We start from the raw sequence: 26,996 nt of genomic DNA on the forward strand, positions 1-26,996 counted from the left end.
CTGATCTGACAAAAGCCTGTCGGTTGCAAACCGGCAGGCTTTTTTTATACACTCGGCACAGGGCTTATGCCGCCAGGGAAGCGTCAGGCAAAAATAGTCATCAGATAGGCGGCGAATAGCGCCAGGTGCGCCGCGCCGTTCAGCACGTTGGTGCGCCCGGTCGAGAAAGAGATCTGGCACAGCAGCAGCGAGGCGACCATCACCACCATTTCCGGCGCGCCGAGGCCAAAGTGCAGCTCGTTGCCGGTTAAAAAGGCAATCAGGGTCACTACCGGTACGGTCAGAGAGATGGTGGCCAGCACCGAACCGAAGAACAGATTCATCGCGCGCTGCACCTGATTGTTTAACACCGCCTTCAGGGCGCCCAGGCCTTCCGGGGAGAGGATCAGCAGCGCCACCAGGAACCCGGTAAAGGCCACCGGCGCGTTCATGCTGGTCAGGAGCGTCTCCAGCGGGTTGGCGTTCATCTTGGTTACCGCAATCACCGCAATCAGGTGAATAAGCAGCCAGGCGGTGTGCCAGCCGCTGCTGTGCGCCGACGGCTTACCGTGATGCGGGTCATCGTCGTCGCCGTCATCTTCATGCTCATAAATAAACAGGTTCTGGTGCGTTTTGGTCTGAATCAACAGGAACACGCCGTACATCGCCGCAGAGATAAGCGCCACCAGCAGCGATTGGCCGGTGGAGAAATTGGCGCCGGGCAGGGCCATTGGAAACACCAGCACGATAACCGCCAGCGGGAAGAGGGCGATTAAATACTGCTTAATACCGAACAGATTCATATACTGGGTGGCGAACTTACGCCCGCCCAGCAGCAGCGAGAAGCCGACCAGCCCGCCGGTAACGATCATGATGATGGAGTACAGGGTATCGCGCATCAGCGTCGGCGCCGCGTCGCCGGTGGCCATCAGCGCGGAAATCAGGCTGACTTCAAGAATCACCACCGACAGGCTTAAAATTAACGATCCGTAGGGCTCGCCCAGACGGTGGGCCAGCACGTCCGCGTGGCGTACTACGCTGAATGCGCTACTGAGAATACCAACTAACGCCAGAATATTAATCGCAATAACCACTGGCAGTGACTGGCTACTTCCGAAGAAGAAAAGCACCGCCAGTGCCAGCAGCGGAAATACGAGGGACGTCTCCTTGTGGCGGGTTTTTACCGCCTCATGTGCATGGGTCATCAACCATCTCCATATTGTGCAGGTGTTATAATTATAGATACTGTAAGTTGATAAAATAACAGACATTACGGAAATTGATTGGTTTTTTTACTTAAATTTACCGCTATCAACCGATAATAGTGTTAGATTGCTATAACTTGCTGTTATTGAACTTTTATATTTACGATTCAGATAATTACTAAATCCAGGTTCCCACTCCCTCACGCCTTGCGTAGCCCGATATTGCGTTCCAGACTTAAATTCCTCCCCCTTTCTGGAGAACAATATGCCTTATCACAGTAAACAAGACCTACCCGACAGCGTTCGCCGCGTCCTGCCTGAGCATGCGCAGGATATTTATAAAGAAGCCTTCAATAGCGCCTGGGACCAGTACAAGAGCAGCGAAGACCGCCGGGGCGACGCCAGCCGCGAAGAGACCGCGCATAAGGTGGCCTGGGCGGCGGTAAAACATGACTATCAAAAGGGAGACGATGACCGCTGGCACCGGAGGTCATAGCCGATCCTGCTGCCCGCGCGGCGTCAATTGCTAATTGCCAAATAAAGCTGGATAATAATTCAGCAATGTTTCACAAGAATGTTTCACAGGGATGGCATCAGATAAACGCCGGGAAGCGGGCAGTGGCGGAGGTAGTAGAAGTGTTAACACGTGATTTCTTAATCAATGCGGATTGTAAAACGGCGTTTGGCGCTATTGAGGAATCGCTACTCTGGTCGGCAGAGCAACGGGCGGCCTCGCTGGCGGCGACGTTAGCCTGCCGTCCGGATGCGGGATCGGTCTGGATTTTTGGCTACGGGTCGCTGATGTGGAACCCGGCCCTCGAGTACCGTGAGTCCTGCACCGGTACGCTGCCGGGCTGGCACCGCGCCTTCTGCCTGCGGCTTACCGCCGGGCGCGGAAGCGCGCATCAGCCGGGGCGCATGCTGGCGCTGAAAGAGGGCGGGCGCACCACCGGCGTCGCCTATCGCCTGCCGGACTGCACGCTGGAAGAGGAACTCACCCTGCTGTGGAAGCGGGAGATGATCACCGGCTGCTATCTGCCGACCTGGTGCAAGCTGGAGATCGACGACGGGCGGACGGTCAACGCGCTGGTCTTTATTATGGATCCGCGCCATCCGCTGTTCGAAGCCGATACCAGCGCCCAGGTGATCGCGCCGCTGATCGCCAAAGCCAGCGGTCCGCTCGGCACTAACGCTCAGTATCTTTTTTCGCTGGATCAGGAGCTGCGTAAGCTCGGCATGCACGATGATTGCCTCGACGATCTGGTCGGCAAGGTGCGAAATCTGCTGGGTGATAGCGGTCAGCCGGGGCTGGCCTGAGAAATGCCCGGGAGGTCCGGGCATAAAGAGGTGTTCGAAGCTGTAGTCAGAACGAGCTCAGCGGATGCCTCAGGCGGGAACGTAGCTAATTGAGTGCTCCAGCGACTGGCTGTGGCTGTCAATAAGCACGTTCCAGGTGCCGCTGTAGGGCACGGTCATATACGCGCGGTCCCGGTCCTGCACGCTCAGCACATCCGCGTGGCTGTCGCCTGGAACCTTAGCGCTCATCAGGTGAATATGGCAGCGCTCTGAACAGCGCACCACCAACGTATCACCGCCAAACAACGTCAAACTTGCTTTTACCATTGCCATTTTCCTACCCCGTCTTTGTCAGCCCACGGCATCCTGCCCGTTCAATCCTGCGCGTGATATTGTTCACACTTTGCTCATGGCATAACACCAAATGGGGAAGGTGCGGATGATGATTTTGATCAAAAAAAAGATAAAGATTAAACAAAAATGACGTTGTCCCTGAAAGCATTCAGCTGGCATATTTTTTAAGGCAATAAATGCTGCCAGCCTGATATTTAATCCTGCTAAAGAGGGCTAACTCAGAAGGTCAAGACTTTATCCGCCGCCAGCGTCCACTGCGCCAGCTCAACCAGCGTACCGATCTCGACGCCATCGATCAGCGGCAGGGTGGTGATCCCGCGGCCGTCGGTGCAGGTTTTGCACAGCTTCACCGGCACGTTCTGCGCGGTGAGGATCTCCAGCATCTGCTGGATGTTGTAGCCTTCCGCCGGCTTTTGACCGCGCAGCCCCGCGGTGACCGCATCGGACATTAAAAACACCTTCAGCGCCAGTTCGGACTGCTGTTCGCGCAGGGCGATCGCCAGCCGCAGGCTGTTGAACAGGGATTCGCTGCCGTAGGCGGCGCCGTTGGCGATAAGCACAATACTTTGCATAAGGACTCCTTGGTATAAGGCACGGTTATTGCTTAGCTGAAGTATAAAGCGTTAACCCGGGAGGGGGGTATGAATAATATGGCCGGCACTGTGCCTGAAGCAAACGACTGGTTCCAACATGCGCGCCAGCTCCAGAAGCAGCAGCTGCGTCAGCTGGCGCAGCAGGGGGCGCTGGCCAATCAGATTAGTGCCCTGGTGCATATGCTGCAGTGCGAGCGCGGGGCGTCCAATATCTGGCTCTGCTCCGGCGGCCGGCTCTACGCCGCCGAGTGTCGCGCCGGCGGGGCGCTGGTGGATGAACGGCTGGCCGCCTTTCGCCTGGCGCTGGAGCCGGCGCGCGCCAGCGCCAGCAGCGCCCTGTGCTGGCGTATCGCCAGCGCGGTATGGTATCTCGGGCAGCTTCCCGTTCTGCGCGAGGCTGTACGTCTTCGCACGATTGCCGCCGAGGAGGCGACCGGTCAGTTCAGCCGCATTATCCGGCATCTGCTGAATATCGTCCCGCAGCTCAATGACAGCATCGACGACCCGCAGATCGCCGGCGGGATGGTGGCGCTCTACAGCTTTATGCAGGGCAAGGAGCTGGTGGGTCAGGAGCGCGCGCTGGGGGCGTCGGGCTTTGCCCGCGGTCAGTTCAGCGACGAGCTGCGCCAGCTGCTGGTGGACCGGATCGACGGGCAGCAGCCGTGCTTTGACAGCTTTCTGGCCCTGGCCGACGCCGAGCAGGCCGCGCTGTTTAGCGAGCAGTGCCAGGCCGGCCTCGAAATAGAGCAGCTGCGGCGCATCGCCTGCACCCGCCTGCCCTCGCAGGAGAGCGGCGAGACGGCGCTGCGCTGGTTCTGCGCCCAGACGCAGCGACTGGAGCTGATGCGCGGTCTGGAAGAGCGGCTGATTAGCGATCTGCTCGATGCCGTCGATCGGCTGCTGCTGGGGAGCGGACCGGAGATGCCACCCGACCGCTGGTCGGAAGAGGTCGGCGGCGATGATGTCGCGCGACGGCTGGACCGGCAGCTGCTGCCGCTGGTGCGCCAGCAGGCCTATGAGCTACAGCAGCGCTCTCCGGTCAGCTGGCGTCGCTCAAGGATAGCCTCGAAGAGCGCAAGGTCATTGAGAAGGCCAAAAGCGTGCTGATGTCCCATCAGGGAATGAGTGAAGAGCAGGCCTGGCAGGCGCTGCGCAAGATGGCGATGGATAAGAATCAGCGGATGGTGGAAATCGCCCGCGCCCTGCTGATGGTGAAGTCATTATGGCCGCTAACCCCAAAGGAGTAGGTGCACAATGAGTGGGCATTCTCTGCCTGCCGGCGGTGCAATTTTGGCCCTAACCGCCGCCGCAGCAGGGAGGAAAAGCGGCAAAAACGGCTATCTGGAAAACTGGCATCCCGTTTGCATTAGTTAAAACAGAGTCAGTTAAAGCGAGTTAGTACATCATTTTTGGACAGCAGGCCAACGGCGGCATGCGGGTCCGTGGATAAAGGCGTCCTGCAGTGCGTAAGCACTGTCGGGCGCTTTTTTTTTGCGCGTTCTGGAGCGGGTATGGGCGATAAGATTTCGATAACACGGCGGCGTTTTCTACAGGCAGGGGCCGCGCTTGGCGGCGCGATGCTGCTGCCCGGAGTGATGCAGTCGGCGTGGGCGGCAGGCTCCGATAAGCCGGAGCAAACCACCGTGCGGGTGGGCTTTATTCCGCTAACCGACTGCGCGCCTTTGGCGATCGCATCGCTGAAAGGCTTTGATAAAAAATATGGCATTACTCTTGTGCCGACCAAAGAGGCCAGGCTGGGCGGCGGTGCGCGACAAGCTGATCTCCGGCGAGCTGGATGCGGCGCATATCCTCTACGGCCTGCTGTATGGACTCGAGCTGGGAATTGCCGGCAAACCGCAGTCCATGGCCAACCTGATGACCCTCAACCGCAACGGGCAGGCCATCACCCTGTCACGCGATCTGCAGGACAAAGGCGTCACCGATCTTGCCGGCCTGAAGCGGCTGATTGGCCAGAGCGCGCCGGGCAGCTACACCTTTGCCCATACCTTTCCTACCGGCACCCACGCGATGTGGCTCTATTACTGGCTGGCCAGCGGCGGCATCAATCCGTTTGACGATGTGCGCACCGTCGTCGTGCCGCCGCCGCAGATGGTGATGAACATGCGGATCGGCAACATGGTGGGCTTCTGCGTCGGTGAGCCGTGGAACGCGCGGGCCATCAACGATCGCATCGGTTTTACCGCCGCGACGTCGCAGGAGATCTGGCCGGATCATCCGGAAAAAATTCTTGGCACCCGCAGCGAGTGGGTGGAGCGTAACCCGAACACCGCCCGGGCGCTGGTTGCGGCGGTGCTGGAGGCCTCGCGCTGGATAGAGGCTTCGCCGGAGAATACCCGCGAGACGGCGCGCATCCTGGCGAAGCGCGCGTGGCTGAATACCAAAGAGCAGTACCTCACCGGGCGGATGCTGGGCGAATACGACAACGGGCTGGGGCGCCGCTGGCAGGACGCGCACCCGATTCGTTTCTACGATCGCGGCGAAGTCAGCTTCCCGTGGCTGTCGGACGGCATGTGGTTTATGACCCAGTTCCGCCGCTGGGGGCTGCTGAAAGCGGCGCCGGATTATCAGGCGGTGGCGCAGCGTATTAACCGGATTGAGGTCTGGAAAGAGGCGGCGCAGGCCGTTGGCGGCATCAGCGCGCCGGATCAGGCGATGCGCAGCAGCACATTGATGGACGGAACGGTGTGGACGGGGGCCGATCCGGAAGGTTACGCCCGCGGCTTTGCGATTCAACGTATGGGGGCATGAGATGAAACACGCACAAAAAAGTAGTACCCAACCGGCAGTGGTCCGCGCGGAAAACGCGCCGGGCGAAGTGATTATCCTGCCGCCGGTGCAGGTCCGGCGCCCAACGCCCGCCGTCAGACGCTGGCTGCGTGAAGGCGTCCAGCGGGTGCTGCCGCCGCTGCTGGGGCTAGGGCTGCTCCTGTTCTGCTGGCAGCTGGCGGCGATTAACGGCAAAGGCTTTCCGACGCCGCTCAGCACCCTTGATTCGGCGCTGACGCTGTTTGCCGACCCGTTTTATCAGGATGGTCCGAACGACATGGGCATCGGCTGGAACGTGCTGGCGTCGCTGCAGCGCGTGGCGGTGGGCTTCGGCCTCGCGGCGCTGATCGGCATTCCGCTCGGCTTCCTGATTGGCCGCTCGCTGTTCTTTGCCCGCATGTTTAATCCGCTGATCGCGCTGCTGCGTCCGGTTAGCCCGCTGGCCTGGCTGCCAATCGGCCTGCTGCTGTTCCAGAAAGCTGAACCCGCGTCGAGCTGGACCATCTTTATCTGCTCCATCTGGCCGATGGTGATCAACACCGCCGAGGGCGTCCGGCGTATTCCTCAGGACTATCTCAACGTGGCGCGCGTCTTACAGCTTTCCGAATGGACGGTGATGCGCCGCATTCTCTTCCCGGCGGTGCTGCCCGCGGTGCTGACCGGGGTACGCCTGTCGATAGGCATTGCCTGGCTGGTGATCGTCGCCGCCGAGATGCTCACCGGCGGTCTGGGGATTGGCTTCTGGATCTGGAACGAATGGAACAACCTCAACGTGGAAAACATCATTATCGCCATCGTCATTATCGGCGTCATCGGCCTGCTGCTTGAGCAGGGCCTCATGCTTATCGCCCGCCGCTTCAGCTGGCAGGAAAAATAGGAAGTCGCTATGAAACCATTAATTCAGGTACAGGCCGTCAGCCAGCGTTTCAATACCGCCAGCAGCGAGTTTCTGGCTCTGCAAAACGTCTCCTTCGATATCTATGAAGGGGAGACCGTCAGCCTGATCGGCCACTCCGGCTGCGGCAAATCGACGCTGCTGAATCTGATTGCCGGGATCGCGCTGCCGACAGAAGGGGGCCTGCTGTGCGATAACCGCGAAATCGCCGGGCCGGGGCCGGAACGGGCGGTGGTATTTCAAAACCACTCCCTGCTGCCGTGGCTGACCTGCTTTGACAACGTGGCCCTGGCGGTGGATCGGGTCTTTCGCCACACCATGAGCAAGGCCGAGCGCCGGGAGTGGATTGAGCACAACCTCGAACGGGTGCAGATGGGCCACGCGCTGCACAAGCGTCCGGGGGAAATCTCCGGGGGAATGAAGCAGCGCGTGGGGATCGCCAGGGCGCTGGCGATGAAGCCCAAGGTGCTGCTGCTGGATGAACCCTTCGGCGCGCTCGACGCCTTGACCCGCGCCCATCTGCAGGACGCGGTTATGCAAATTCAGCAGGCGCTGAACACCACCATCGTGATGATTACCCACGACGTAGATGAGGCGGTGCTGCTGTCGGACCGGGTGATGATGATGACCAACGGCCCGGCGGCGACGGTCGGTGAAATCCTCGATATCAATCTGCCCCGGCCGCGCAATCGCGTGCAGCTGGCGGACGATAGCCGCTATCACCACCTGCGCCAGCAGATCCTGCATTTCCTCTACGAAAAACAGCCGAAAGCGGCGTAGGGGGCGGCGGTACCCGCCTGAAGGTGACCGGTCCTGAGCCGTTCAGCGCCGCTGACGGCACGGCCGGGAATCCGCGCACCGCCAGAATGGCTTTTTGAACCTTCTTCAACGCAGCCGCGCGCTGCAGGACAAATCACTATGACAAAACCTGTTTTGGTGCTGATCGGACACGGCATGGTCGGCCACCACTTTCTTCAGCAATGCGTCAGCCGCAACCTGCATCAACGGTATCGCATCGTGGTGTTTGGCGAAGAGCGCTACGCCGCCTATGACCGGGTGCATCTGTCGGAATATTTCGCCGGCCGTAGCGCGGAATCGCTGTCGCTGGTGGAAGGGGACTTCTTTACCGATCATGGGATTGAACTGCGCCTGAGCGCGCCGGTTGCCGCCATTGACCGCGAGGCGCGGGTGGTTCGCGACGCCCGCGGCCACGAAACCCGCTGGGATAAGCTGGTGCTGGCCACCGGCTCCTACCCCTTCGTTCCGCCGGTGCCGGGCCACGATCTTGACGGCTGCTTCGTCTACCGCACGCTGGACGATCTCGACCGGATCGCCGCCTGCGCCAGCGGGGCGAAGCGCGGGGTGGTGATCGGCGGCGGTCTGCTTGGACTGGAAGCCGCCAATGCGCTCAGGCAACTGGGGCTGGAAACCCACGTGGTGGAGTTTGCGCCGAACCTGATGGCGGTGCAGCTGGACGGTCCGGGGGCGGCGATGCTGCGGGAGAAAATTAGCGATATTGGCGTCGGGGTGCATACCAGCAAGGCGACCCAGGCCATCGTGCGCGATACCGAGGGGCTGACGCTTAATTTTGCCGACGGCGGCTCGCTCAGTACCGATATGGTGGTGTTCTCCGCCGGCATTCGCCCGCAGGATGCGCTGGCGCGCAGCGGCGGGCTGGCGGTAGGCGAGCGGGGCGGTATCTGCATCGACGATCGCTGCCGTACCTCCGACCCGGACGTGCTGGCCATCGGCGAGTGCGCCCTGTGGGAGAATAAAATTTACGGCCTGGTGGCGCCGGGCTATCAGATGGCGAGAACGGCGGCGGCGAACCTCGCCGGAGAAGAGGCGCGCTTCAGCGGGGCGGACATGAGCACCAAGCTCAAGCTGCTGGGCATCGACGTCGCCTCCTTCGGCGACGCCCAGGGGCGCACGCCCGGCTGCCAGAGCTATCAGTGGACCCACGGGCCGGAGCAGATCTATAAAAAAATCGTCGTCAGCGCGGATGGCAAAACGCTGCTTGGCGGCGTGCTGGTCGGCGACGCCAGCGATTACTCCACGCTGCTGCAGATGATGCTCAACGCGATGGCGCTGCCGGCGCGTCCGGAAAGCCTGATCCTGCCCGCACTCGAAGGGAGCGTGCCGAAAGCGCTCGGCGTAGCGGCGCTGCCGGACAGCGCGCAAATCTGCTCCTGCCACAACGTCAGCAAAGGCGATATTTGCCAGGCGGTCAGCGGCGGCGCGGGCGACATGGCGGCGATCAAAAGCTGTACCAAAGCCGCTACCGGCTGCGGCGGCTGTAGCGCGCTGGTCAAGCAGGTGATGGAGTATCGACTCTCCGCCCAGGGCGTCGAGGTCAAAAAAGATATCTGCGAGCACTTCCCGTGGTCGCGGCAGGAGATTTATCACCTCGTGCGCGTGAATCACATTCGTACCTTTGAACAGCTGATTGCCCGCTACGGCCAGGGGCACGGCTGCGAAATCTGTAAACCGCTGGTGGCCTCGGTGCTGGCCTCCTGCTGGAACGAATATCTGCTGAAGCCGGCGCATTTGCCGCTGCAGGATACCAACGACCGCTACTTCGCCAACATCCAGAAGGACGGCACCTATTCGGTGGTGCCGCGGATGGCGGCCGGAGAGGTGACGCCGGATGGCCTGATCGCCATTGGGCAGATTGCCAAACGCTATCAGCCTGTACAGCAAAATTACCGGCGGCCAGCGTATCGATCTCTTCGGCGCCCGCCTGGAGGAGCTGCCGGCCATCTGGCGCGAACTGGCGGAGGCCGGGTTTGAAACCGGCCACGCCTACGGGAAATCCTTACGCACGGTGAAGTCCTGCGTCGGCTCCACCTGGTGTCGTTACGGCGTGCAGGATTCGACCGGCCTGGCGGTGACGCTGGAGCATCGCTACAAGGGCCTGCGTGCGCCGCATAAGATCAAAATGGCGGTCTCCGGCTGTACGCGGGAGTGCGCCGAGGCGCAGGGCAAAGATATTGGGGTAATCGCTACCGAGAAGGGATGGAATCTTTACGTCTGCGGCAACGGCGGTATGAAGCCGCGTCACGCGGATCTGTTTGCCAGCGATATCGACGACGCGACGCTGATCCGCACCGTCGACCGCCTGCTGATGTTCTATATCCGCACCGCCGATCGCCTGCAGCGCACCAGCACCTGGCTGGATAACCTTGAGGGCGGCATCGGCTATTTGCGCGAGGTGATCCTTGAGGATAGCCTCGGGATCGGCGAGGAGCTGGAGCAGGAGATGGCGCGGGTGGTGGAGAGCTATCAGTGCGAGTGGCAAACCACCCTTAACGATCCGCAGCGTCTGGCGCTGTTCCGCTCTTACGTCAACAGCGAGCAGCCGGATGACGCGGTGCAGCGCCGGTCGCTCCGCGGCCAGCCGCAGCCGGTGGCGGCGCCCGTGCTGCACGAAGGCGCGCCTTCGGCCCGCCCGTGGCAGGCGATTTGCGATCTCGAGGTGATCCCCGCCGAGGCCGGGATCGGCGCGCGGCTCGGCGAGCGGCAAATCGCGCTGTTCCGCTTTGGCGAGCAGATTTACGCGCTCGATAACCTCGAGCCGGGCAGCGACGCCAACGTGCTGTCGCGCGGGATCCTCGGCGACGCCGGCGGCGAACCGATCGTTATCTCCCCGCTCTATAAACAGCGCATTCGCCTGCGCGACGGCCGCGCCTGCGACGGCGGCGAGCAGGCGGTACGCGCCTGGCCGGTAAAAGTTGAGAACGGCAAGGTGTGGGTGGGCAACCAGGTTCTGCTGGCGCGGGCGGAGGCTTCCTGAGGGCGGAGACCCGTCTGCTGCGGGCTCCTTTCTCCCGGAACTGAAAGCGCCGTTAACGGAAACTCGGGCCGGTCGTAAGATTCGGCATATTCCTGAAATTGGCCAATGGGCTGCGGGGGATGGCAAAAAACGGTAAACTTAGGTTCTGTTGCCATCCTTCGCGAGCCTGTGTCATCCGTTTAATGCTTTTGCCATTCCGCCTTACGCCACTTCTCCCCATCCTCCTGCTGCTGGCCGGCGCACCGGTTTGTGCCCTGCCGGGAAGCAATGCCTTCAGCGAGCAACAGACGGCGCTGCCCGATCTCGGCATCGCGCCCCGGCTTGATGAAGACGCGCAGCACTTTGCCGAGATGGCGAAAAAATTCGGCGAAGCCAGCATGAGCGATAACGGCCTGACCACCGGCGAGCAGGCGCGGATGCTTGCGATCGGCAAGATTGGCAGCGAGGTCAGCCAGCAGCTGGAGAGCTGGCTGTCGCCGTGGGGCAACGCCAACGTCGATTTGCTGGTGAATAAGGAAGGACGCTTTACCGGCAGCAAGGGCAGCTGGTTCTTGCCGCTACAGGATAACGGCGACTTCCTCACCTGGAACCAGTATGCGGTGACCCAGCGCGATAGCGGCCTGGTGGGCAATATCGGCCTCGGACAGCGCTGGCGGGTCGGAACATGGCTGCTGGGCTATAACTCCTTCTACGATAAGGTGCTGGATGAGAGCCTGGCGCGCGGCAGCATCGGCGCCGAGGCGTGGGGTGAGTCGATACGCCTGTCGGCTAATTACTACCATCCGCTGGGCAGACTGGCAGCAGGGCGAGAGCCTGGCCCAGGAGCAGCGCATGGCAAGCGGCTACGACGTCACGGCCCAGGCGCGGCTGCCCTTTTACCAGCATATTAATACCAGCGTCAGCGTCGAGCAGTATTTTGGCGACAGCGTTGATCTGTTCCATTCGGGTACCGGCTACCATAATCCGGTGGCGGTCTCGGTGGGGCTCAACTACACCCCGGTTCCGCTGGTGACGGTTACGGCAAAGCATAAGCAGGGCGAAAGCGGGCTCAGTCAGAACAACGTCGGGCTGAATCTGAACTATCGCTTCGGCGTGCCGTTAAAGCAGCAGCTGGCGGCCGACGAGGTGGCGATCGGCCGCTCTCTGCGCGGCAGCCGCTACGACAGCCCGGAACGCGATAATCTGCCGGTGGTTGAGTATCGTCAGCGCAAATCGCTGTCGGCCTATCTGGCCACGCCGCCGTGGGATCTGCAGTCCGGGGAAACGGTACAGCTTAAGCTGCAGATTCGTAGCCTGCATGGGATTAAATCGCTGAAATGGCAGGGGGATACGCAGTCTGCTGAGTTTGACGTCGCCCGTGGATGCCAATAGCCCTGAGGGTTGGAGCGTGATTTTGCCGGCCTGGAACGGTGAACCGGGTGCGACCAACCTGTGGCATCTGTCGGTGGTGGTAGAAGATAAAACCGGTCAGCGCGTCTCTTCCAATGAGATCGCACTGGCGCTGAGCGAGCCGCTGGTAAAATTCTTGGCCCAGGGCGTATCCTGGCGGGAACTGCCCTAGAAAACGCGCTCCTGGTGTACCCATACCGCGGCTTCGACGCGCGATTTCAGCTTCATTTTCTTCAGCATATGCTTAACGTGTACCTTGACGGTACTTTCGGTGATCTCCAGACGGCGCGCGATCATTTTGTTCGGCAGGCCCTGGGCGATAAGCTTGAGGATATCGCGCTCGCGCGGGGTCAGCTGGCTGATATCGCGGTCCGAGGTGGCGCGGTTGGCGCGCAGGCTGGCCGCCAGCACCGGCGTTAACGCCTCGCTCAGCACCATCTCGCCGGCAGCCGCTTGCTGCAGGGCTTTCAGCAGATCTTCCGGCTCCATGTCTTTGAGCAGATAGCCGTCGGCGCCGCGTTTTAAGGCGGTGACCACGTCTTCTTCATGGTTGGAGACGCTGAAGACCACCACCCGGCCGGAGAGCGACTTCTCGCGCAGCTTATCGAGGGTTTCCAGGCCGTTCATGCCCGGCATGTTGAGATCCAGCAGGATCAGGTCTGGATCCAGCGACTCCGCCAGCGCAATACCTTGTTCGCCGTTGCTGGCCTCGCCGATCACCTGGATGTCGGATGCCATGCTAACCAGCTGTTTAACGCCGGTGCGCAGCATCGGGTGATCGTCAATGAGAAGGATGGTTGCCCGTTCCTGTTGACTCATGGGGTTCTCCTATTGGATTGAAAACGATTTTTCCGGGATAAAGGTGACGACCACTTCGGTGCCGCCCGTCTCGCGACGGCGTACCTGGCAGTCTCCGCGCAGGCTCTGGGCGCGATCCCGCATAATAATTAAACCGTAATGGTTACTCCGTTCGGCATCGTCGGGTACGCCGCGGCCATTATCCGCGACCACCAGCCTGACCTGATTATCCCGCAGCGACACGGTTACGGTGACCTCCGTCGCTTTGGCGTGCTTCAACGCGTTACTGAGCGCCTCGCGGGCGATTTGCAGCACATGGATCGCCTGGTGCGAGGGGACGAAACGCGGCGGCAGCTGGTAGTCCAGCTTTACCGTAAAGCCGAAATGGGCGCTATATTCCAGGCAGCTGGCTTCCAGCGCCGGACGCAGTCCCGGTTCGGTTAACTGTAGCCGGAAGGTGGTCAGCAGCTCGCGCAGCTGCGCCCAGGAGGTATTCAGCTCGTTGCGAATCTGACCCAGCAGCAGGCGACTCTCCTGCGGTAAATTTTCGCCCTGCATCTGCAGGCAGTCTGACCTGCATCTTCATGCAGGAGAGCGACTGGGCAATCGAGTCGTGCAGTTCGCGCGCGATAGTGGCGCGCTCCTCCATGACGATCAGTCTGCTGCTGATGCTCCTGATGCCTGTCCAGCGCCAGAGTCGAGGTCAGCTGCTCGACCAGGGTGTCCACCAGCTGCTGCTGATCGTGGCTCAGATGGCGACCCATCGGCAGGGTGGCCAGCAGAATGCCGTACTGGTTATGGGCATCCGACAGCCGCCACTTCAGCGTTGCCCCGCCGTCGGGCAGCGGCGGCAGATCGCGCGGACATAAATAGCAGCCTTTGTCATCGCAGTGAAAATCGGAATGACAGGCAAATTCCTGATGGTTGTCCTCATCTTCAAGGTCATAGACCCTGACTTCAATATCGCGCAGCAGCGTCAGCCCCTGCAGGCCGTTGAGCACCGGCGAGATGCGCTCGCAGAGCGGGGCGCTGGAGTGCAGGCGGCGGTTGGCCTGCCACAAAAAAGCGAGGATTTCGTTTTTCTGCTCCAGACCGGCGGTTTTTTCCTGCACCCGCCGCTCGAGCACGGAGTAGCTCTCCGCCAGCTCTTCCGACATGTTGTTCAGCGCCAGCCCGAGGGTGGCCATTTCATCGCGTCCGCGGATGCGCACGCGGCGGGTAAAGTCGCGATGGCTTATGGCGCGGGCCATCTCCAGCAGCTGTTTCCACGGGCGAAGCAGCCGCGCCCGCAGCCAGACGATGGTGAACAGAAACAGCAGCGCCATGCCGCAGCCCAGGATCCGCTGGATCCAGACAACGTGCCTGATGCGCTGTTCGGTTGTGTGGTCAAAGGCGGTGACCAGATGGTCTATGCGGTCGACAAAGCCGGCGACGTCGGTGGCGACGGTCGCCTGATTCTGCGCGTGCCGCATCCCCGGCGCCAGCTCCTGCTGCCAGTAGTGCTGCAGCGTTTTAAGCTGGTTTTGCTGGCCGTCCCGCAGGGCGGCGTCCTGCAGCTCTTTGCTAAATACGGTGGCGGTCATTTCGTCGAGCAGCCTGCTGTCGCTCGCGTTGAGCGGCACCGCGGCCAGCAGGCGATAGCTCTGCATTCTCAGCGAGCCTGCTTTATTAATCGCGTGGGCGCTGCCCTGAACGCCGTGCACCAGCCGCGCGGATATGCCGATCCCGGTGACGCCAATGGCCGTCGAAAGCAGGACAATCAGCGCCAGTTGATTCACCAGCGTGAGCGGGGTAAAAAGACGTTTTAACATAGAATGCGTGGCTCCTGACCGGCAAACCATCCGGGAGTGGGACCTATTCTCGGATATCCGATGGAGTATACCCATACCCATAAAGGATTACCCCTTAATTGTCGGTAGTAGGGGGGCTGTCAGGAGGGGATCGATCAAAGCCGGCAGCCATGTGAAAAACCACACTTTTTTAAGCGAAAATAACTACCCCCTTCGGGTGATGACTTTTTTTTAAGCCAATTGGTGCCAACTTTTCCTTTGATTTATATCAACTTACTGCCGCATGTAACCCCTAATGTATCTGCGGGATATATGAATAATCAGAGGTATATATGAGTCAATCTTCCCTCCCGGAGAAGACTAGCACTTCGGTCATCACCGACTGGCGTCCGGAAGATCCTCAGTTTTGGCAGCAGCGTGGTCACCGCGTCGCCAGCCGCAACCTGTGGATCTCCGTGCCGTGTCTTTTGCTGGCGTTTTGCGTTTGGATGTTGTTCAGTGCCGTGGCCGTTAACCTGAATAAGGTCGGCTTTCAGTTTACGACCGATCGGTTATTTATGCTGACCGCGCTGCCGGCGCTGTCTGGCGCGCTGCTGCGCGTGCCTTATGCGTTCATGGTTCCGCTGTTCGGCGGCCGCCGTTGGACGGCATTCAGCACCGGGATCATGATCGTACCTTGCGTCTGGCTGGGCTTCGCGGTGCAGGATACCTCTACGCCGTTCAGCGTTTTCGTGATTATCTCCCTGCTGTGCGGTTTTGCCGGGGCAAACTTTGCGTCGAGCATGGCGAACATCAGCTTCTTCTTCCCGAAACAGAAGCAGGGCGGGGCGCTGGGTATTAACGGCGGTCTCGGCAACATGGGCGTCAGCGTTATGCAGCTGGTTGCGCCGCTGGTGGTGTCTGTGTCTATTTTCGCCGTCTTCGGCGGGACCGGCTCTGAACAGCCGGATGGCTCTATTCTGTATCTCGAAAACGCGGCCTGGATTTGGGTTCCGTTCCTTGTCGTCCTGACTCTGGCGGCATGGTTCTTTATGAACGACCTGTCGGCCTCGAAAGCCTCGCTGCGCGAGCAGCTGCCGGTACTCAAGCGCGCGCATCTGTGGATCATGGCGTTGCTGTACCTGGCAACCTTCGGTTCGTTTATCGGCTTCTCCGCCGGTTTTGCGATGCTGTCTAAAACGCAGTTCCCGGACGTGCAGATCCTGCACTATGCCTTCTTCGGGCCGTTTATTGGCGCCCTCGCGCGCTCTACCGGCGGGGCTATCTCTGACCGTCTGGGCGGGACTCGCGTAACGCTGGTTAACTTCGTGGTGATGGCCATCTTCTGCGGCCTGCTGTTCCTGACGCTGCCAACGCACGGTGAAGGCGGTAGCTTTATCGCGTTCTTCGGCGTGTTTATGGTGCTGTTCCTGACCGCCGGGCTGGGGAGCGCGTCTACCTTCCAGATGATTTCGGTTATTTTCCGTAAGATGACCACCGATCGGGTGAAGGCGCAGGGCGGTAGCGAAGAGCAGGCGATGCGTGAAGCGGCGACTGATACGGCGGCGGCGCTGGGCTTTATCTCAGCGATCGGTGCGATCGGCGGCTTTTTTATCCCGAAAGCGTTCGGTATCTCTCTGGACCTGACCGGCTCTCCGGCGGGGGCAATGAAGGTCTTCCTCGTGTTCTACGTGGCCTGCGTCATCATTACCTGGCTGGTTTACGGACGTAAACAGAAGTCCTAAGCAACGCGGTTTACCGGCATAAGGCGCAAGGTGATTTGCGCCTTTTTTTGTCCCTTAAATCGCTGCCGTATGCGCTAGCGCGGCGGCGTGCCGAATTCAGCAAAACCGTCCCCCGGTCGTCCGGTCTACCCCTTAATACCTATATGGATAATGCTCGTGCTTCGAATGGCGTACTTTTCCACTAAAAACCTTATAAAACAGTTAGATAAAAAATAGAAAAAGCTAATACCAAAGTGGTAGCTGGCGATTTGGGCGCTATTCATAAGGCATTTCGCATTGATCGTTATCAATTCTCTCCCTCTTTCATGGCGTTACCTTCGCTGCAAATCCAGCAATGTCGATTTATCAGAGAGCCGTCAGGCTCCAAACAGGAGAAACCCATGAGTAAATTCCTGGACCGGTTTCGTTACTTCAAACAGAAGGGCGAGACCTTTGCCGACGGGCACGGCCAGCTTCTACACACCAACCGGGACTGGGAGGATGGCTACCGTCAGCGTTGGCAGCATGACAAAATCGTGCGCTCCACTCACGGTGTAAACTGCACCGGCTCATGCAGCTGGAAAATTTATGTCAAAAATGGCCTCGTCACCTGGGAAACCCAGCAGACTGACTACCCGCGTACCCGCCCGGACCTGCCCAATCATGAACCGCGCGGCTGCCCGCGCGGCGCCAGCTACTCCTGGTATCTGTACAGCGCCAACCGCCTGAAATATCCGCTGATGCGTAAACGCCTGATGAAAATGTGGCGTGAGGCTAAGGTTCAGCACAGCGATCCGGTTGCGGCCTGGGCTTCGATTATTGAAGATGCCGATAAAGCCAAAAGCTTCAAGCAGGCGCGCGGCCGCGGCGGCTTCGTACGCTCCTCCTGGCAGGAAGTGAACGAGTCTGATTGCCGCCTCCAACATTTATACCGTCAAAACCTACGGCCCGGACCGCGTGGCGGGCTTCTCGCCGATCCCGGCGATGTCGATGGTCTCCTACGCTTCCGGCGCGCGCTACCTGTCGCTGATTGGCGGCACCTGCCTGAGCTTCTACGACTGGTACTGTGACCTTCCGCCGGCCTCTCCGCAGACCTGGGGCGAGCAGACCGACGTACCGGAGTCCGCCGACTGGTACAACTCGAGCTACATTATTGCCTGGGGTTCTAACGTTCCGCAGACCCGTACCCCGGACGCCCATTTCTTTACCGAAGTCCGCTATAAAGGCACCAAAACCGTTGCCATCACGCCTGACTACGCCGAAATCGCCAAGCTGTGCGACCTGTGGCTGGCGCCGAAGCAGGGGACCGATGCGGCGATGGCGCTGGCGATGGGCCACGTTATGCTGCGCGAGTTCCACCTCGACAAACCGAGCCAGTACTTCACCGACTACGTTCGCCGCTACACCGACATTCCGCTGCTGGTGATGCTGGAAGAGCGCGACGGCTACTACGCGGCGGGCCGTATGCTGCGCGCCGCCGACCTGGTCGATTCGCTGGGCCAGGAAAACAACCCGCAATGGAAAACCGTGGCGATTAACGTCGACGGCGAGATGGTGGCGCCGAACGGTTCAATCGGCTTCCGCTGGGGTGAAAAAGGCAAATGGAACCTTGAACAGCGCGACGGCACATCCGGCGAAGAGATCGAACTGCAGCTGAGCCTGCTGGGCAGCCAGGATGAGATCGCCCGGGTCGGCTTCCCGTACTTTGGCGGCGAAGGCACTGAACACTTCACCAACGTTGAGCTGGAAAACATCCTGCTGCATAAGCTGCCGGTAAAACGCCTGCAGGCTGGCGGATGGAACCAGCGCTCTGGTGACTACCGTTTATGACCTGACCATGGCCAACTACGGCCTGGAGCGCGGTCTGGACGATGAAAACTGCGCCAAAAGCTATGATGACGTCAAGGCGTACACCCCGGCGTGGGCTGAAAAAATCACCGGCGTCGCCCGGGCAAACATCATTCGTACCGCCCGCGAGTTCGCCGATAACGCCGATAAGACGCACGGCCGCTCGATGATTATCGTCGGGGCCGGTCTGAACCACTGGTATCACCTCGATATGAACTATCGCGGCCTGATCAACATGCTGGTGTTCTGCGGCTGCGTCGGTCAGAGCGGCGGCGGCTGGGCGCACTACGTGGGTCAGGAAAAGCTGCGTCCGCAGACCGGCTGGCAGCCGCTGGCGTTTGCCCTTGACTGGCAGCGCCCGGCGCGCCACATGAACAGCACCTCTTACTTCTATAACCACTCCAGCCAGTGGCGCTACGAGTCGGTCACCGCGCAGGAGCTGCTGTCACCGCTGGCGGATAAATCCCGCTACACCGGCCATCTGCTGGACTTCAACGTGCGCGCCGAACGTATGGGCTGGCTGCCGTCCGCGCCGCAGCTTGGAACTAACCCGCTGCGCATCGCCGAAGAGGCGAAGAAAGCCGGTATGACGCCGGTTGACTACACCGTGAAGGCGCTGAAAGAGGGCACCATCCGCTTTGCCGCGGAGCAGCCGGAAAACGGTAAAAACCACCCGCGTAACCTGTTCATCTGGCGTTGTAACCTGCTGGGCTCTTCCGGTAAAGGTCATGAATATATGCTGAAGTACCTGCTCGGTACCGAGCACGGTATTCAGGGGATGGATCTGGGCAAACAGGGCGGCGTGAAGCCGGAAGAGGTGGAATGGCAGGATAACGGCCTCGACGGCAAGCTGGACCTGGTGGTGACGCTGGACTTCCGCCTGTCGAGCACCTGCCTGTACTCCGACATCGTGCTGCCGACCGCGACCTGGTACGAAAAAGACGACATGAATACTTCGGATATGCATCCGTTTATTCACCCGCTCTCTGCCGCCGTCGATCCGGCCTGGGAATCGAAAAGCGACTGGGAGATCTACAAAGGCATCGCGAAGAAATTCTCCGAAGTCTGCGTCGGGCACCTCGGAAAAGAGACCGACATTGTGACCCTGCCAATCCAGCACGACTCGGCCGCCGAACTGGCGCAGCCGCTCGACGTGAAGGACTGGAAAAAGGGCGAATGCGACCTGATCCCAGGGAAAACCGCGCCGCACATTATTCCGGTTGAGCGCGACTATCCGGCAACCTGGGAACGCTTCACCTCCATCGGCCCGCTGATGGAGAAAATCGGCAACGGCGGTAAGGGGATTGCCTGGAACACCCAGAGCGAGATGGATCTGCTGCGCAAGCTCAACTACACCAAGGCCGATGGCCCGGCGAAAGGCCAGCCGATGCTGGATACGGCGATTGACGCGGCTGAGATGATCCTCACCCTCGCGCCGGAAACCAACGGCCAGGTGGCGGTGAAAGCCTGGGCGGCGCTGAGCGAGTTTACCGGCCGCGATCACGCGCACCTGGCGCTGAATAAAGAAGACGAGAAAATTCGCTTCCGCGATATCCAGGCCCAGCCGCGCAAGATTATCTCCAGCCCGACCTGGTCAGGACTGGAAGATGAGCACGTCTCCTACAACGCCGGTTATACCAACGTTCATGAGCTGATCCCGTGGCGTACGCTCTCGGGTCGTCAGTCCCTCTATCAGGACCACCAGTGGATGCGCGACTTCGGTGAAAGCCTGCTGGTGTACCGTCCGCCGATCGATACCCGCTCGGTGAAAGCGGTGATGGGTAAGAAAGCAAACGGCAACCCGGAGAAAGCGCTCAACTTCCTGACGCCGCACCAGAAATGGGGCATTCACTCGACCTACAGCGACAACCTGCTGATGCTGACCCTCGGCCGCGGTGGCCCCATCGTGTGGATGAGCGAAGCGGATGCCAAAGAGATGGGCATTGAAGATAACGACTGGATTGAAGTCTTCAACAACAACGGCGCCCTGACCGCGCGTGCGGTCGTGAGCCAGCGCGTGCCGGCCGGAATGACCATGATGTACCACGCGCAGGAACGAATCATGAACCTGCCGGGTTCGGAAATTACCGGTCAGCGCGGCGGGATCCACAACTCGGTGACCCGCATTACGCCAAAACCGACGCATATGATCGGCGGCTATGCGCACCTGGCATACGGCTTTAACTACTACGGCACCGTCGGCTCGAACCGCGATGAGTTTGTGGTTGTACGTAAGATGAAAAATATTAACTGGCTGGATGGCGAAGGCAATGACCAGGTACAGGAGAGCGTAAAATGAAAATTCGTTCACAAGTCGGCATGGTGCTGAATCTCGATAAATGCATCGGCTGTCATACCTGCTCGGTCACCTGTAAAAACGTCTGGACCAGCCGTGAAGGGACCGAGTACGCGTGGTTCAACAACGTTGAAACCAAGCCGGGCGTCGGTTTCCCGACCGACTGGGAAAACCAGGAAAAATGGAAGGGCGGCTGGGTTCGTAAGATCAACGGCAAACTGCAGCCGCGTATGGGCAACCGCGCGATGCTGCTGGGTAAAATCTTCGCTAACCCGCATCTGCCGGGCATCGACGACTATTACGAGCCGTTTGATTTTGACTACCAGACGCTGCATAACGCGCCGGCTGATAGCAAAGCGCAGCCGATTGCCCGTCCGCGTTCGCTGATCACTGGCCAGCGCATGGCTAAAATCACCAAGGGCCCGAACTGGGAAGACGATCTGGGCGGTGAGTTCGAGAAGCTGGCGAAAGATAAGAACTTCGAGAACATGCAGAAGGCGATGTACGGCCAGTTCGAAAATACCTTCATGATGTATCTGCCGCGTCTGTGCGAGCACTGCCTCAACCCGGCGTGCGTAGCGACCTGTCCGAGCGGCGCTATCTACAAGCGTGAAGAAGACGGCATCGTGCTGATCGACCAGGACAAGTGCCGCGGCTGGCGGATGTGTATCACCGGCTGCCCGTATAAGAAGATCTACTTCAACTGGAAGAGCGGTAAATCTGAGAAATGCATCTTCTGCTACCCGCGCATCGAAGCGGGCCAGCCGACCGTGTGTTCAGAAACCTGCGTCGGCCGTATCCGCTACCTTGGCGTGCTGCTGTATGACGCGGATGCGATTGAAACCGCGGCGAGCACCGAGAACGAGAAAGATCTCTACCAGCCTCGAGCTGGACGTCTTCCTCGATCCGCATGACCCGCAAGTCATCGAGCAGGCGCTGAAAGACGGCGTACCGCAGGGGGTTATCGACGCCGCCCAGAAGTCGCCGGTCTACAAGATGGCGATGGACTGGAAGCTGGCGCTGCCGCTGCATCCGGAATACCGCACGCTGCCGATGGTCTGGTACGTGCCGCCGCTGTCGCCGATCCAGTCCGCGGCGGATGCCGGCGAGCTGGGGAGCAACGGTATTCTGCCGGACGTGGAAAGCCTGCGTATTCCGGTGCAGTACCTGGCGAACCTGCTGACCGCAGGTGATACCCAGCCGGTGCTGCTGGCGCTGAAGCGCATGCTGGCGATGCGTCACTTTAAACGCGCTGAAAGCGTTGATGGCGTCGTGGATACCCGCGCGCTGGAGGAAGTTGGTCTGAGCGAAGCCCAGGCGCAGGAGATGTATCGCTACCTGGCGATTGCCAACTACGAAGACCGTTTCGTGGTGCCGAGCAGCCACCGCGAGCAGGCGCGTGACGCCTTCCCGGAAAAAAGCGGCTGTGGCTTCACCTTCGGCGACGGTTGCCACGGTTCGGACAGTCAGTTCAATCTGTTTAATAGCCGCCGCATCGACACTATCGACGTGACCAGCAAAACGGAGCCGCGCCCATGATTGAACTCGTGATCGTGTCGCGCCTGCTTGAGTATCCTGACGCTGCCCTGTGGCAGCATCAGCAGGAGATGCTGGAGGCGCTGGCGTCATCGGAAAGATTCGCCGCGGAGGATGCCCGCAGGCTGGGCGACTTCCTGCGCCACCTGACCGCCCGGGACGTGCTGGATACCCAGTCTGATTACAGCGAACTATTTGACCGCGGACGGGCGACGTCGCTGCTGCTGTTCGAACACGTTCACGGTGAGTCCCGCGATCGTGGTCAGGCGATGGTCGACCTGATGGCGCAATATGAGCGTCATGGCCTGGAGCTCGACAGCCATGAGCTTCCTGACCACCTGCCGCTGTACCTGGAGTATCTGGCGCAGCTGCCGGAAGATGAAGCTATCGCCGGCCTGAAGGACGTGGCGCCGATTCTGGGTCTGCTTAGCGCCCGCCTGCAGCAGCGCGAAAGCCGTTATGCGGTACTGTTCGAACTGCTGCTGAAGCTGGCGGATACCCGGGTTGATAGCCAGAAGGTCGCGGAAAAAATCGCCGATGAAGCCCGCGACGATACGCCGCAGGCGCTGGACGCGGTATGGGAAGAAGAGCAGGTGAAATTCTTTGCCGATAAAGGCTGCGGCGAATCAGAAATTGCCGCTCACCAGCGTCGTTTTGCCGGGGCCGTGGCCCCGCAATATTTGGATATCTCTAACGGAGGACAGCAATAATGCACTTCCTGAATATGTTCTTCTTTGACATCTACCCGTACATTGCCGGTTCGGTATTTCTGATCGGTAGCTGGCTGCGTTACGACTATGGTCAGTACACCTGGCGGGCCTCTTCCAGCCAGATGCTGGATCGCAAGGGGATGAACCTGGCGTCTAACCTGTTCCATATCGGGATCCTCGGTATTTTCGCCGGCCACTTCCTCGGGATGCTGACGCCGCACTGGATGTATGAGTCCTTCCTGCCGATGGACGTGAAGCAGAAGATGGCGATGATTGCCGGCGGCGCCAGCGGCGTGATGTGTCTGGTCGGCGGCGTGCTGCTGCTCAAGCGCCGTCTGTTCAGCCCGCGCGTGCGCGCAACCACCACTAGCGCAGATATCCTGATCCTCTCGCTGCTGCTGGTGCAGTGCGCGCTGGGCCTGCTGACGATTCCGTTCTCGGCGCAGCATATGGACGGGAGCGAAATGCTCAAGCTGGTCGGCTGGGCGCAGTCGGTGGTGACCTTCCACGGTGGCGCTTCACAGCATCTGGACGGCGTGGCGTTCGTGTTCCGCCTGCACCTGGTGCTGGGGATGACGATGTTCCTGCTGTTCCCGTTCTCCCGCCTGGTGCATATCTGGAGCGCGCCGGTAGAGTATCTGACGCGCAAATATCAGATTGTTCGCGCCCGTCGCTAATGACGCTATCGGTTGAATCAAACCCCGCTTCGGCGGGGTTTTTTGTCGCCCAGCGCCAGCCCATCTCCCCAGCCCGGATTATTTCCCGCCGCCGCCTGCAGGATCAGCGCGCCTGCGGCACCGGCACCAGGGGAACGCAGCGGTAAAAGCGGGGGCGTGAACCAGCGGCAGCAGGCAGCATAACTGTCCCGACCATGAGCTGAATAAAGGCGATATGCAGTGCAGGTGTTTATTTGGGAGCGATGAGATATCTGGCAGTAATGGTGGTGGGGGAAGGATTATTCGCAGCTTTGCTGCTCACACTTTGGGCCGTTGCCTGCGGCAACGTTCTCTCGCTGGCGCTCGAGTCGAACCTTAGTCGAAGCTTCTCATCCTTCCCGCATGGGCAGAATGTGCGACGCTGGTGTTTGTTTGAGGAGTAACGGGATATCGGGAAGTGATGGTGGTGGGGGAAGGATTCGAACCTTCGAAGTCGATGACGGCAGATTTACAGTCTGCTCCCTTTGGCCGCTCGGGAACCCCACCAGGGGTAAAATCAAATTGTAGGTTATTCAGACTCAGTGAATAATGGTGGTGGGGGAAGGATTATTCGTCGCTTCGCTCCTCACCCTTCGGGCCGTTGCCTGTGGCAACGTTCTCTCGCTGGCGCTCGAGTCGAACCTTGGTCGAAGATTCTCACCCTTCCCGATAAGTGCAAACCTCGCTAAGGCCTACCGGGGTTACCACATTGCTGTAGTGAATAATGGTGGTGGGGGAAGGATTCGAACCTTCGAAGTCGATGACGGCAGATTTACAGTCTGCTCCCTTTGGCCGCTCGGGAACCCCACCACGGGGTAATGCTAATACTGGCCTGCTTCCTTCCGGGGAAGCGGGGCGCATCATACCAAATGACGCGCCCCTGTAAAGCACTCCGTTGATAAAAATAAACTGGTTGCCTGCTTTTTGCGCGCAAAGATGCAAAGCTAACCAGCTAATTTATCTATCGATTAAAGAATAATCGTTCGGTTGCCGTAAACGAACACGCGCTGCGCCAGCACCTGATACAGCGCACGGCTCAGCACGTTCTTCTCAACGTCACGGCCGGCGCGCATCATATCTTCTGCCGTATAGGTGTGATCGACATGAATCACGTCCTGCATAATGATCGGGCCTTCGTCCAAATTATCGTTCACATAGTGCGCGGTGGCGCCGATGATTTTGACGCCGCGCTCGTAAGCCTGATGGTACGGACGGGCGCCAATAAAGGCCGGCAGGAATGAGTGGTGAATATTGATAATCTGGTTCGGGAAGCGGGAAACGAACTCTGGCGTCAGCACGCGCATGTATTTCGCCAGCACCACGTAGTCCGGTGCCAAAGCTTCGATAGCATCGCCCATCCGCTTATCGTGCTCTTCACGCGTCAGGCCTTCATGGCTGACCAGCTGGAACGGAATATCAAAACGCTCAACCAGCGTACGCAGCGTCTCGTGATTACCGATAACCGCGGCAATCTCCACATCCAGACCGCCATAGTTAGCTTTCATCAGCAGATCGCCAAGGCAGTGCGCTTCTTTGGTGACCAGAATGACCACGCGGCGGCGCCCCGCAGGCGTCAGTTCGCGAATCGAACCTTCCGGCAGCGCGCTATCCAAATCGGCCAGCAGGATGGCGTCATTGAAAATACCTTCCAGCTCGGTACGCATAAAGAAGCGGCCGGTTCGGTGATCGACAAACTCGTTGTTCTGCACGATGTTCAGCTCGTGCTTGTAGCAAATGTTGGTGATACGCGCGATGAGTCCTTTCTGATCAGGGCAAATAGTGCGTAGTACTTTACGTTGTAATGAATGCATCGCGGGGGAAATCCTGTAGTGTTTGCTATTGCTGACGCCGGTTTATTGGCCGCAGCATTTTTTAAATTTTTTACCTGAGCCACAAGGGCAGGGGTCGTTACGACCAATCAGCGGTCGCGTGCCGTCGATATAGTACCACTGTCCATTTTCTTTTAAGAATCTGGAACGTTCAATAATTACGCCGGAACGGCTATCGTCGTTAAATCGCGCAATAAAGCTGACGAATCCTTCATCGGGATTGCGCCCCTCATCGGCGGCAAAGACGCTCAGCCCCAGCCAGTGTGTTTTGGCAAAACCGCTTTCCAGATCCGCGCGGAACTGTTGCGCCTGGCAAGAGGGATGCCAGGTTTTTATCAGATAATCGGCATCTTTCATAACAAACGCGCTGTAGCGGGATCGCATAAGCTGTGACGGGTCTGGCGCTGGCAGCGCGCCGTCCAGATAACGCTGGCAACATGCGCTATACTCCAGAGCGCTGCCACAGGGACATAATGGCGACAAAGCGGCCTCCATGGAAAAAGAATGACGGCGCATCGACGCCAAAGTGTTTTATGTTAACTGAGCCGTGGCGATGATGCCATGTTCGCGGTGGAAGGAAGTATATCGGTAATAATGAGAAAGCTTAAGATTGGTCTGGCCTTAGGGGCGGGAGCCGCCCGAGGGTGGTCGCATATCGGTGTGATTAAAGCGCTACAGCGAGCAGGTATTGAAATTGACGTTGTTGCAGGGTGCTCTATCGGATCGCTGGTTGGCGCGGCCTACGCCTGCAATCGTCTTCCGGTACTGGAGAAATGGGTCTGCTCCTTTAGCAACTGGGACGTGCTGCGGTTAATGGATCTCTCCTGGCGTCGCGGAGGCCTGCTGCGCGGGGAGCGCGTATTCAATCAATATCGACAAGTCTTGCCTACCTCTGAAATAGAACGCTGCGATCGCCGGTTTGCGGCGGTGGCCACCAACCTGAGCACCGGCCGCGAGCTGTGGTTTACCGAAGGAGATTTGCATCTGGCGGTACGCGCCTCCTGCAGCATGCCTGGCCTGATGTCGCCCGTTATGCACAATGGCTACTGGCTGGTTGACGGCGCCGTCGTCAATCCCGTCCCGGTCTCTTTGACGCGCGCGCTGGGGGCGGACATTGTTATCGCCGTCGATCTTCAGCACGACGCGCATCTGATGCAGCAGGATTTATGGTCTATCGAGAAGCCGCGAGCAGAAGATGATAAAGAATTTACCTGGCATTCGCGCCTGCGCGCGCGGCTGACGGGAATGAGCTCCCGGCAAAAGACCACCGCGACGCCTACGGCAATGGAAATTATGTCCACCTCTATTCAGGTGCTGGAAAATCGCCTGAAGCGTAACCGCATGGCGGGTGACCCACCGGATATTCTGCTGCAGCCCTTTTGCCCACAAATATCGACCCTTGATTTCCATCGCGCCGGGGAGGCGATTGCTGCCGGCCATCTGGCGGTGGAAAAAAAGATGGATGAACTATTACCTTTGGTGCGCGCCTCGGCGTGACGC

The 26,996-nt window shown here is 59.6% G+C and carries 14 protein-coding genes, 2 tRNA genes, 2 other RNA genes and 7 pseudogenes; 14 read left to right on the forward strand and 11 right to left on the reverse strand.

Annotation, left to right across the window (positions count from 1 at the left end; all coding sequences use genetic code 11):
• Positions 1–83: 83 nt before the first annotated feature.
• Positions 84–1,184, reverse strand: a complete 1,101-nt coding sequence (gene chaA / locus ABOC21_RS10100; protein WP_426814447.1) for a sodium-potassium/proton antiporter ChaA — start codon at positions 1,182–1,184, stop codon at positions 84–86.
• 265 nt (positions 1,185–1,449) lie between these two features.
• On the opposite strand from chaA, the gene chaB reads away from it, so the two are divergent.
• Together chaB and ABOC21_RS10110 are read left to right on the forward strand one after the other, a co-directional pair.
• Positions 1,450–1,680 carry a putative cation transport regulator ChaB gene (chaB, locus tag ABOC21_RS10105; RefSeq protein ID WP_426814448.1) on the forward strand — a complete coding sequence of 77 codons (231 nt, stop codon included), beginning with the start codon at positions 1,450–1,452 and terminating at the stop codon, positions 1,678–1,680.
• Positions 1,681–1,820: 140 nt separating this feature from the next.
• A complete protein-coding gene (locus tag ABOC21_RS10110) occupies positions 1,821–2,501 on the forward strand; it encodes a gamma-glutamylcyclotransferase (RefSeq protein ID WP_426814449.1) in 681 nt (226 codons plus the stop codon).
• Positions 2,502–2,570: 69 nt separating this feature from the next.
• Here ABOC21_RS10110 and ABOC21_RS10115 read toward each other — a convergent pair whose 3' ends face one another.
• Positions 2,571–2,813, reverse strand: a complete 243-nt coding sequence (locus ABOC21_RS10115) for a DUF1883 domain-containing protein (RefSeq protein ID WP_045858962.1) — start codon at positions 2,811–2,813, stop codon at positions 2,571–2,573.
• Between the two features lie 239 nt (positions 2,814–3,052).
• On the reverse strand, positions 3,053–3,406 hold the full coding sequence (locus ABOC21_RS10120) for a DsrE/DsrF/TusD sulfur relay family protein (RefSeq protein WP_426814450.1): 354 nt from the start codon (positions 3,404–3,406) through the stop codon (positions 3,053–3,055).
• 69 nt (positions 3,407–3,475) lie between these two features.
• Between ABOC21_RS10120 and nasR the strand changes: the two are divergent.
• The 6 genes and pseudogenes from nasR (at position 3,476) to ABOC21_RS10150 (ending at position 12,463) form a co-directional block, all read left to right on the forward strand.
• Positions 3,476–4,674 (forward strand): annotated as a pseudogene (gene nasR, locus ABOC21_RS10125) (nitrate regulatory protein NasR).
• Between the two features lie 264 nt (positions 4,675–4,938).
• Positions 4,939–6,196, forward strand: a pseudogene (locus ABOC21_RS10130) (ABC transporter substrate-binding protein).
• Between the two features lies 1 nt (position 6,197).
• Entirely contained in the window at positions 6,198–7,091 is an 894-nt protein-coding gene (gene ntrB, locus ABOC21_RS10135; protein ID WP_426814451.1) for a nitrate ABC transporter permease, read from the forward strand.
• Positions 7,092–7,100: 9 nt separating this feature from the next.
• The gene (locus ABOC21_RS10140; RefSeq protein ID WP_426814452.1) at positions 7,101–7,889 is read left to right on the forward strand and encodes an ABC transporter ATP-binding protein; all 789 of its coding nucleotides are present in this window, start codon (positions 7,101–7,103) and stop codon (positions 7,887–7,889) included.
• 174 nt (positions 7,890–8,063) lie between these two features.
• A pseudogene (gene nirB / locus ABOC21_RS10145) lies at positions 8,064–10,902 on the forward strand (nitrite reductase large subunit NirB).
• A gap of 182 nt (positions 10,903–11,084) precedes the next feature.
• A pseudogene (locus tag ABOC21_RS10150) lies at positions 11,085–12,463 on the forward strand (YchO/YchP family invasin).
• Here ABOC21_RS10150 and narL read toward each other — a convergent pair.
• The gene (gene narL, locus ABOC21_RS10155) at positions 12,460–13,110 is read right to left on the reverse strand and encodes a two-component system response regulator NarL (protein WP_041146087.1); all 651 of its coding nucleotides are present in this window, start codon (positions 13,108–13,110) and stop codon (positions 12,460–12,462) included. The pseudogene ABOC21_RS10150 and the gene narL overlap by 4 nt on opposite strands.
• A 9-nt stretch (positions 13,111–13,119) precedes the next feature.
• Positions 13,120–14,900: pseudogene (gene narX, locus ABOC21_RS10160) on the reverse strand (nitrate/nitrite two-component system sensor histidine kinase NarX).
• Positions 14,901–15,211: 311 nt separating this feature from the next.
• Between narX and ABOC21_RS10165 the strand changes: the two are divergent.
• The 5 genes and pseudogenes from ABOC21_RS10165 (at position 15,212) to narI (ending at position 23,649) form a co-directional block, all read left to right on the forward strand.
• Positions 15,212–16,603 (forward strand): NarK family nitrate/nitrite MFS transporter, encoded by a 1,392-nt coding sequence (locus ABOC21_RS10165; protein ID WP_426814453.1) that lies wholly within the window; start codon positions 15,212–15,214, stop codon positions 16,601–16,603.
• Positions 16,604–16,983: 380 nt separating this feature from the next.
• Positions 16,984–20,729 (forward strand): annotated as a pseudogene (locus tag ABOC21_RS10170) (nitrate reductase subunit alpha).
• Positions 20,726–22,265 (forward strand): annotated as a pseudogene (narH, locus tag ABOC21_RS10175) (nitrate reductase subunit beta). The pseudogenes ABOC21_RS10170 and narH overlap by 4 nt, the downstream one beginning before the upstream one ends.
• Positions 22,262–22,972 carry a nitrate reductase molybdenum cofactor assembly chaperone gene (gene narJ / locus ABOC21_RS10180; protein ID WP_426814454.1) on the forward strand — a complete coding sequence of 237 codons (711 nt, stop codon included), beginning with the start codon at positions 22,262–22,264 and terminating at the stop codon, positions 22,970–22,972. Before narH ends, narJ begins: the two are co-directional and overlap by 4 nt.
• Entirely contained in the window at positions 22,972–23,649 is a 678-nt protein-coding gene (narI, locus tag ABOC21_RS10185; RefSeq protein ID WP_095102003.1) for a respiratory nitrate reductase subunit gamma, read from the forward strand. The genes narJ and narI overlap by 1 nt, the downstream gene beginning before the upstream one ends.
• Before the next feature lie 261 nt (positions 23,650–23,910).
• On the opposite strand, the gene ABOC21_RS10190 is transcribed toward narI, so the two are convergent.
• The 6 genes from ABOC21_RS10190 to ABOC21_RS10215 all read right to left on the reverse strand — a co-directional run bounded on the left by ABOC21_RS10190 (position 23,911) and on the right by ABOC21_RS10215 (position 25,979).
• A non-coding RNA gene (locus ABOC21_RS10190) (RtT sRNA) lies at positions 23,911–24,042 on the reverse strand.
• A 47-nt stretch (positions 24,043–24,089) separates the two neighbouring features.
• Positions 24,090–24,174: transfer RNA gene (locus ABOC21_RS10195), tRNA-Tyr, on the reverse strand.
• Between the two features lie 43 nt (positions 24,175–24,217).
• Positions 24,218–24,349, reverse strand: a non-coding RNA gene (locus tag ABOC21_RS10200) — RtT sRNA.
• A gap of 43 nt (positions 24,350–24,392) precedes the next feature.
• Positions 24,393–24,477: transfer RNA gene (locus tag ABOC21_RS10205), tRNA-Tyr, on the reverse strand.
• A 158-nt stretch (positions 24,478–24,635) separates the two neighbouring features.
• Positions 24,636–25,478 (reverse strand): formyltetrahydrofolate deformylase, encoded by an 843-nt coding sequence (gene purU, locus ABOC21_RS10210; RefSeq protein ID WP_426814455.1) that lies wholly within the window; start codon positions 25,476–25,478, stop codon positions 24,636–24,638.
• Positions 25,479–25,520: 42 nt separating this feature from the next.
• The gene (locus tag ABOC21_RS10215) at positions 25,521–25,979 is read right to left on the reverse strand and encodes a YchJ family protein (protein WP_426814456.1); all 459 of its coding nucleotides are present in this window, start codon (positions 25,977–25,979) and stop codon (positions 25,521–25,523) included.
• Positions 25,980–26,090: 111 nt separating this feature from the next.
• On the opposite strand from ABOC21_RS10215, the gene rssA reads away from it, so the two are divergent.
• Entirely contained in the window at positions 26,091–26,993 is a 903-nt protein-coding gene (gene rssA, locus ABOC21_RS10220; protein WP_426814457.1) for a patatin-like phospholipase RssA, read from the forward strand.
• Positions 26,994–26,996 lie beyond the last annotated feature (3 nt).

The organism is Klebsiella sp. WOUb02 (genome assembly GCF_050058015.1).
GTDB lineage: Bacteria > Pseudomonadota > Gammaproteobacteria > Enterobacterales > Enterobacteriaceae > Klebsiella.

Coding starts and splice junctions, on each gene's coding strand:
- ABOC21_RS10120 (WP_426814450.1), bottom strand. CDS start 3,406: ATGCAAAGTATTGTGCTTATCGCCAACGGCGCCGCCTACGGCAGCGAA.
- narI (WP_095102003.1), top strand. CDS start 22,972: ATGCACTTCCTGAATATGTTCTTCTTTGACATCTACCCGTACATTGCC.
- ABOC21_RS10115 (WP_045858962.1), bottom strand. CDS start 2,813: ATGGCAATGGTAAAAGCAAGTTTGACGTTGTTTGGCGGTGATACGTTG.
- chaA (WP_426814447.1), bottom strand. CDS start 1,184: ATGACCCATGCACATGAGGCGGTAAAAACCCGCCACAAGGAGACGTCC.
- purU (WP_426814455.1), bottom strand. CDS start 25,478: ATGCATTCATTACAACGTAAAGTACTACGCACTATTTGCCCTGATCAG.
- ABOC21_RS10140 (WP_426814452.1), top strand. CDS start 7,101: ATGAAACCATTAATTCAGGTACAGGCCGTCAGCCAGCGTTTCAATACC.
- rssA (WP_426814457.1), top strand. CDS start 26,091: ATGAGAAAGCTTAAGATTGGTCTGGCCTTAGGGGCGGGAGCCGCCCGA.
- narJ (WP_426814454.1), top strand. CDS start 22,262: ATGATTGAACTCGTGATCGTGTCGCGCCTGCTTGAGTATCCTGACGCT.
- narL (WP_041146087.1), bottom strand. CDS start 13,110: ATGAGTCAACAGGAACGGGCAACCATCCTTCTCATTGACGATCACCCG.
- ABOC21_RS10165 (WP_426814453.1), top strand. CDS start 15,212: ATGAGTCAATCTTCCCTCCCGGAGAAGACTAGCACTTCGGTCATCACC.
- ntrB (WP_426814451.1), top strand. CDS start 6,198: ATGAAACACGCACAAAAAAGTAGTACCCAACCGGCAGTGGTCCGCGCG.
- chaB (WP_426814448.1), top strand. CDS start 1,450: ATGCCTTATCACAGTAAACAAGACCTACCCGACAGCGTTCGCCGCGTC.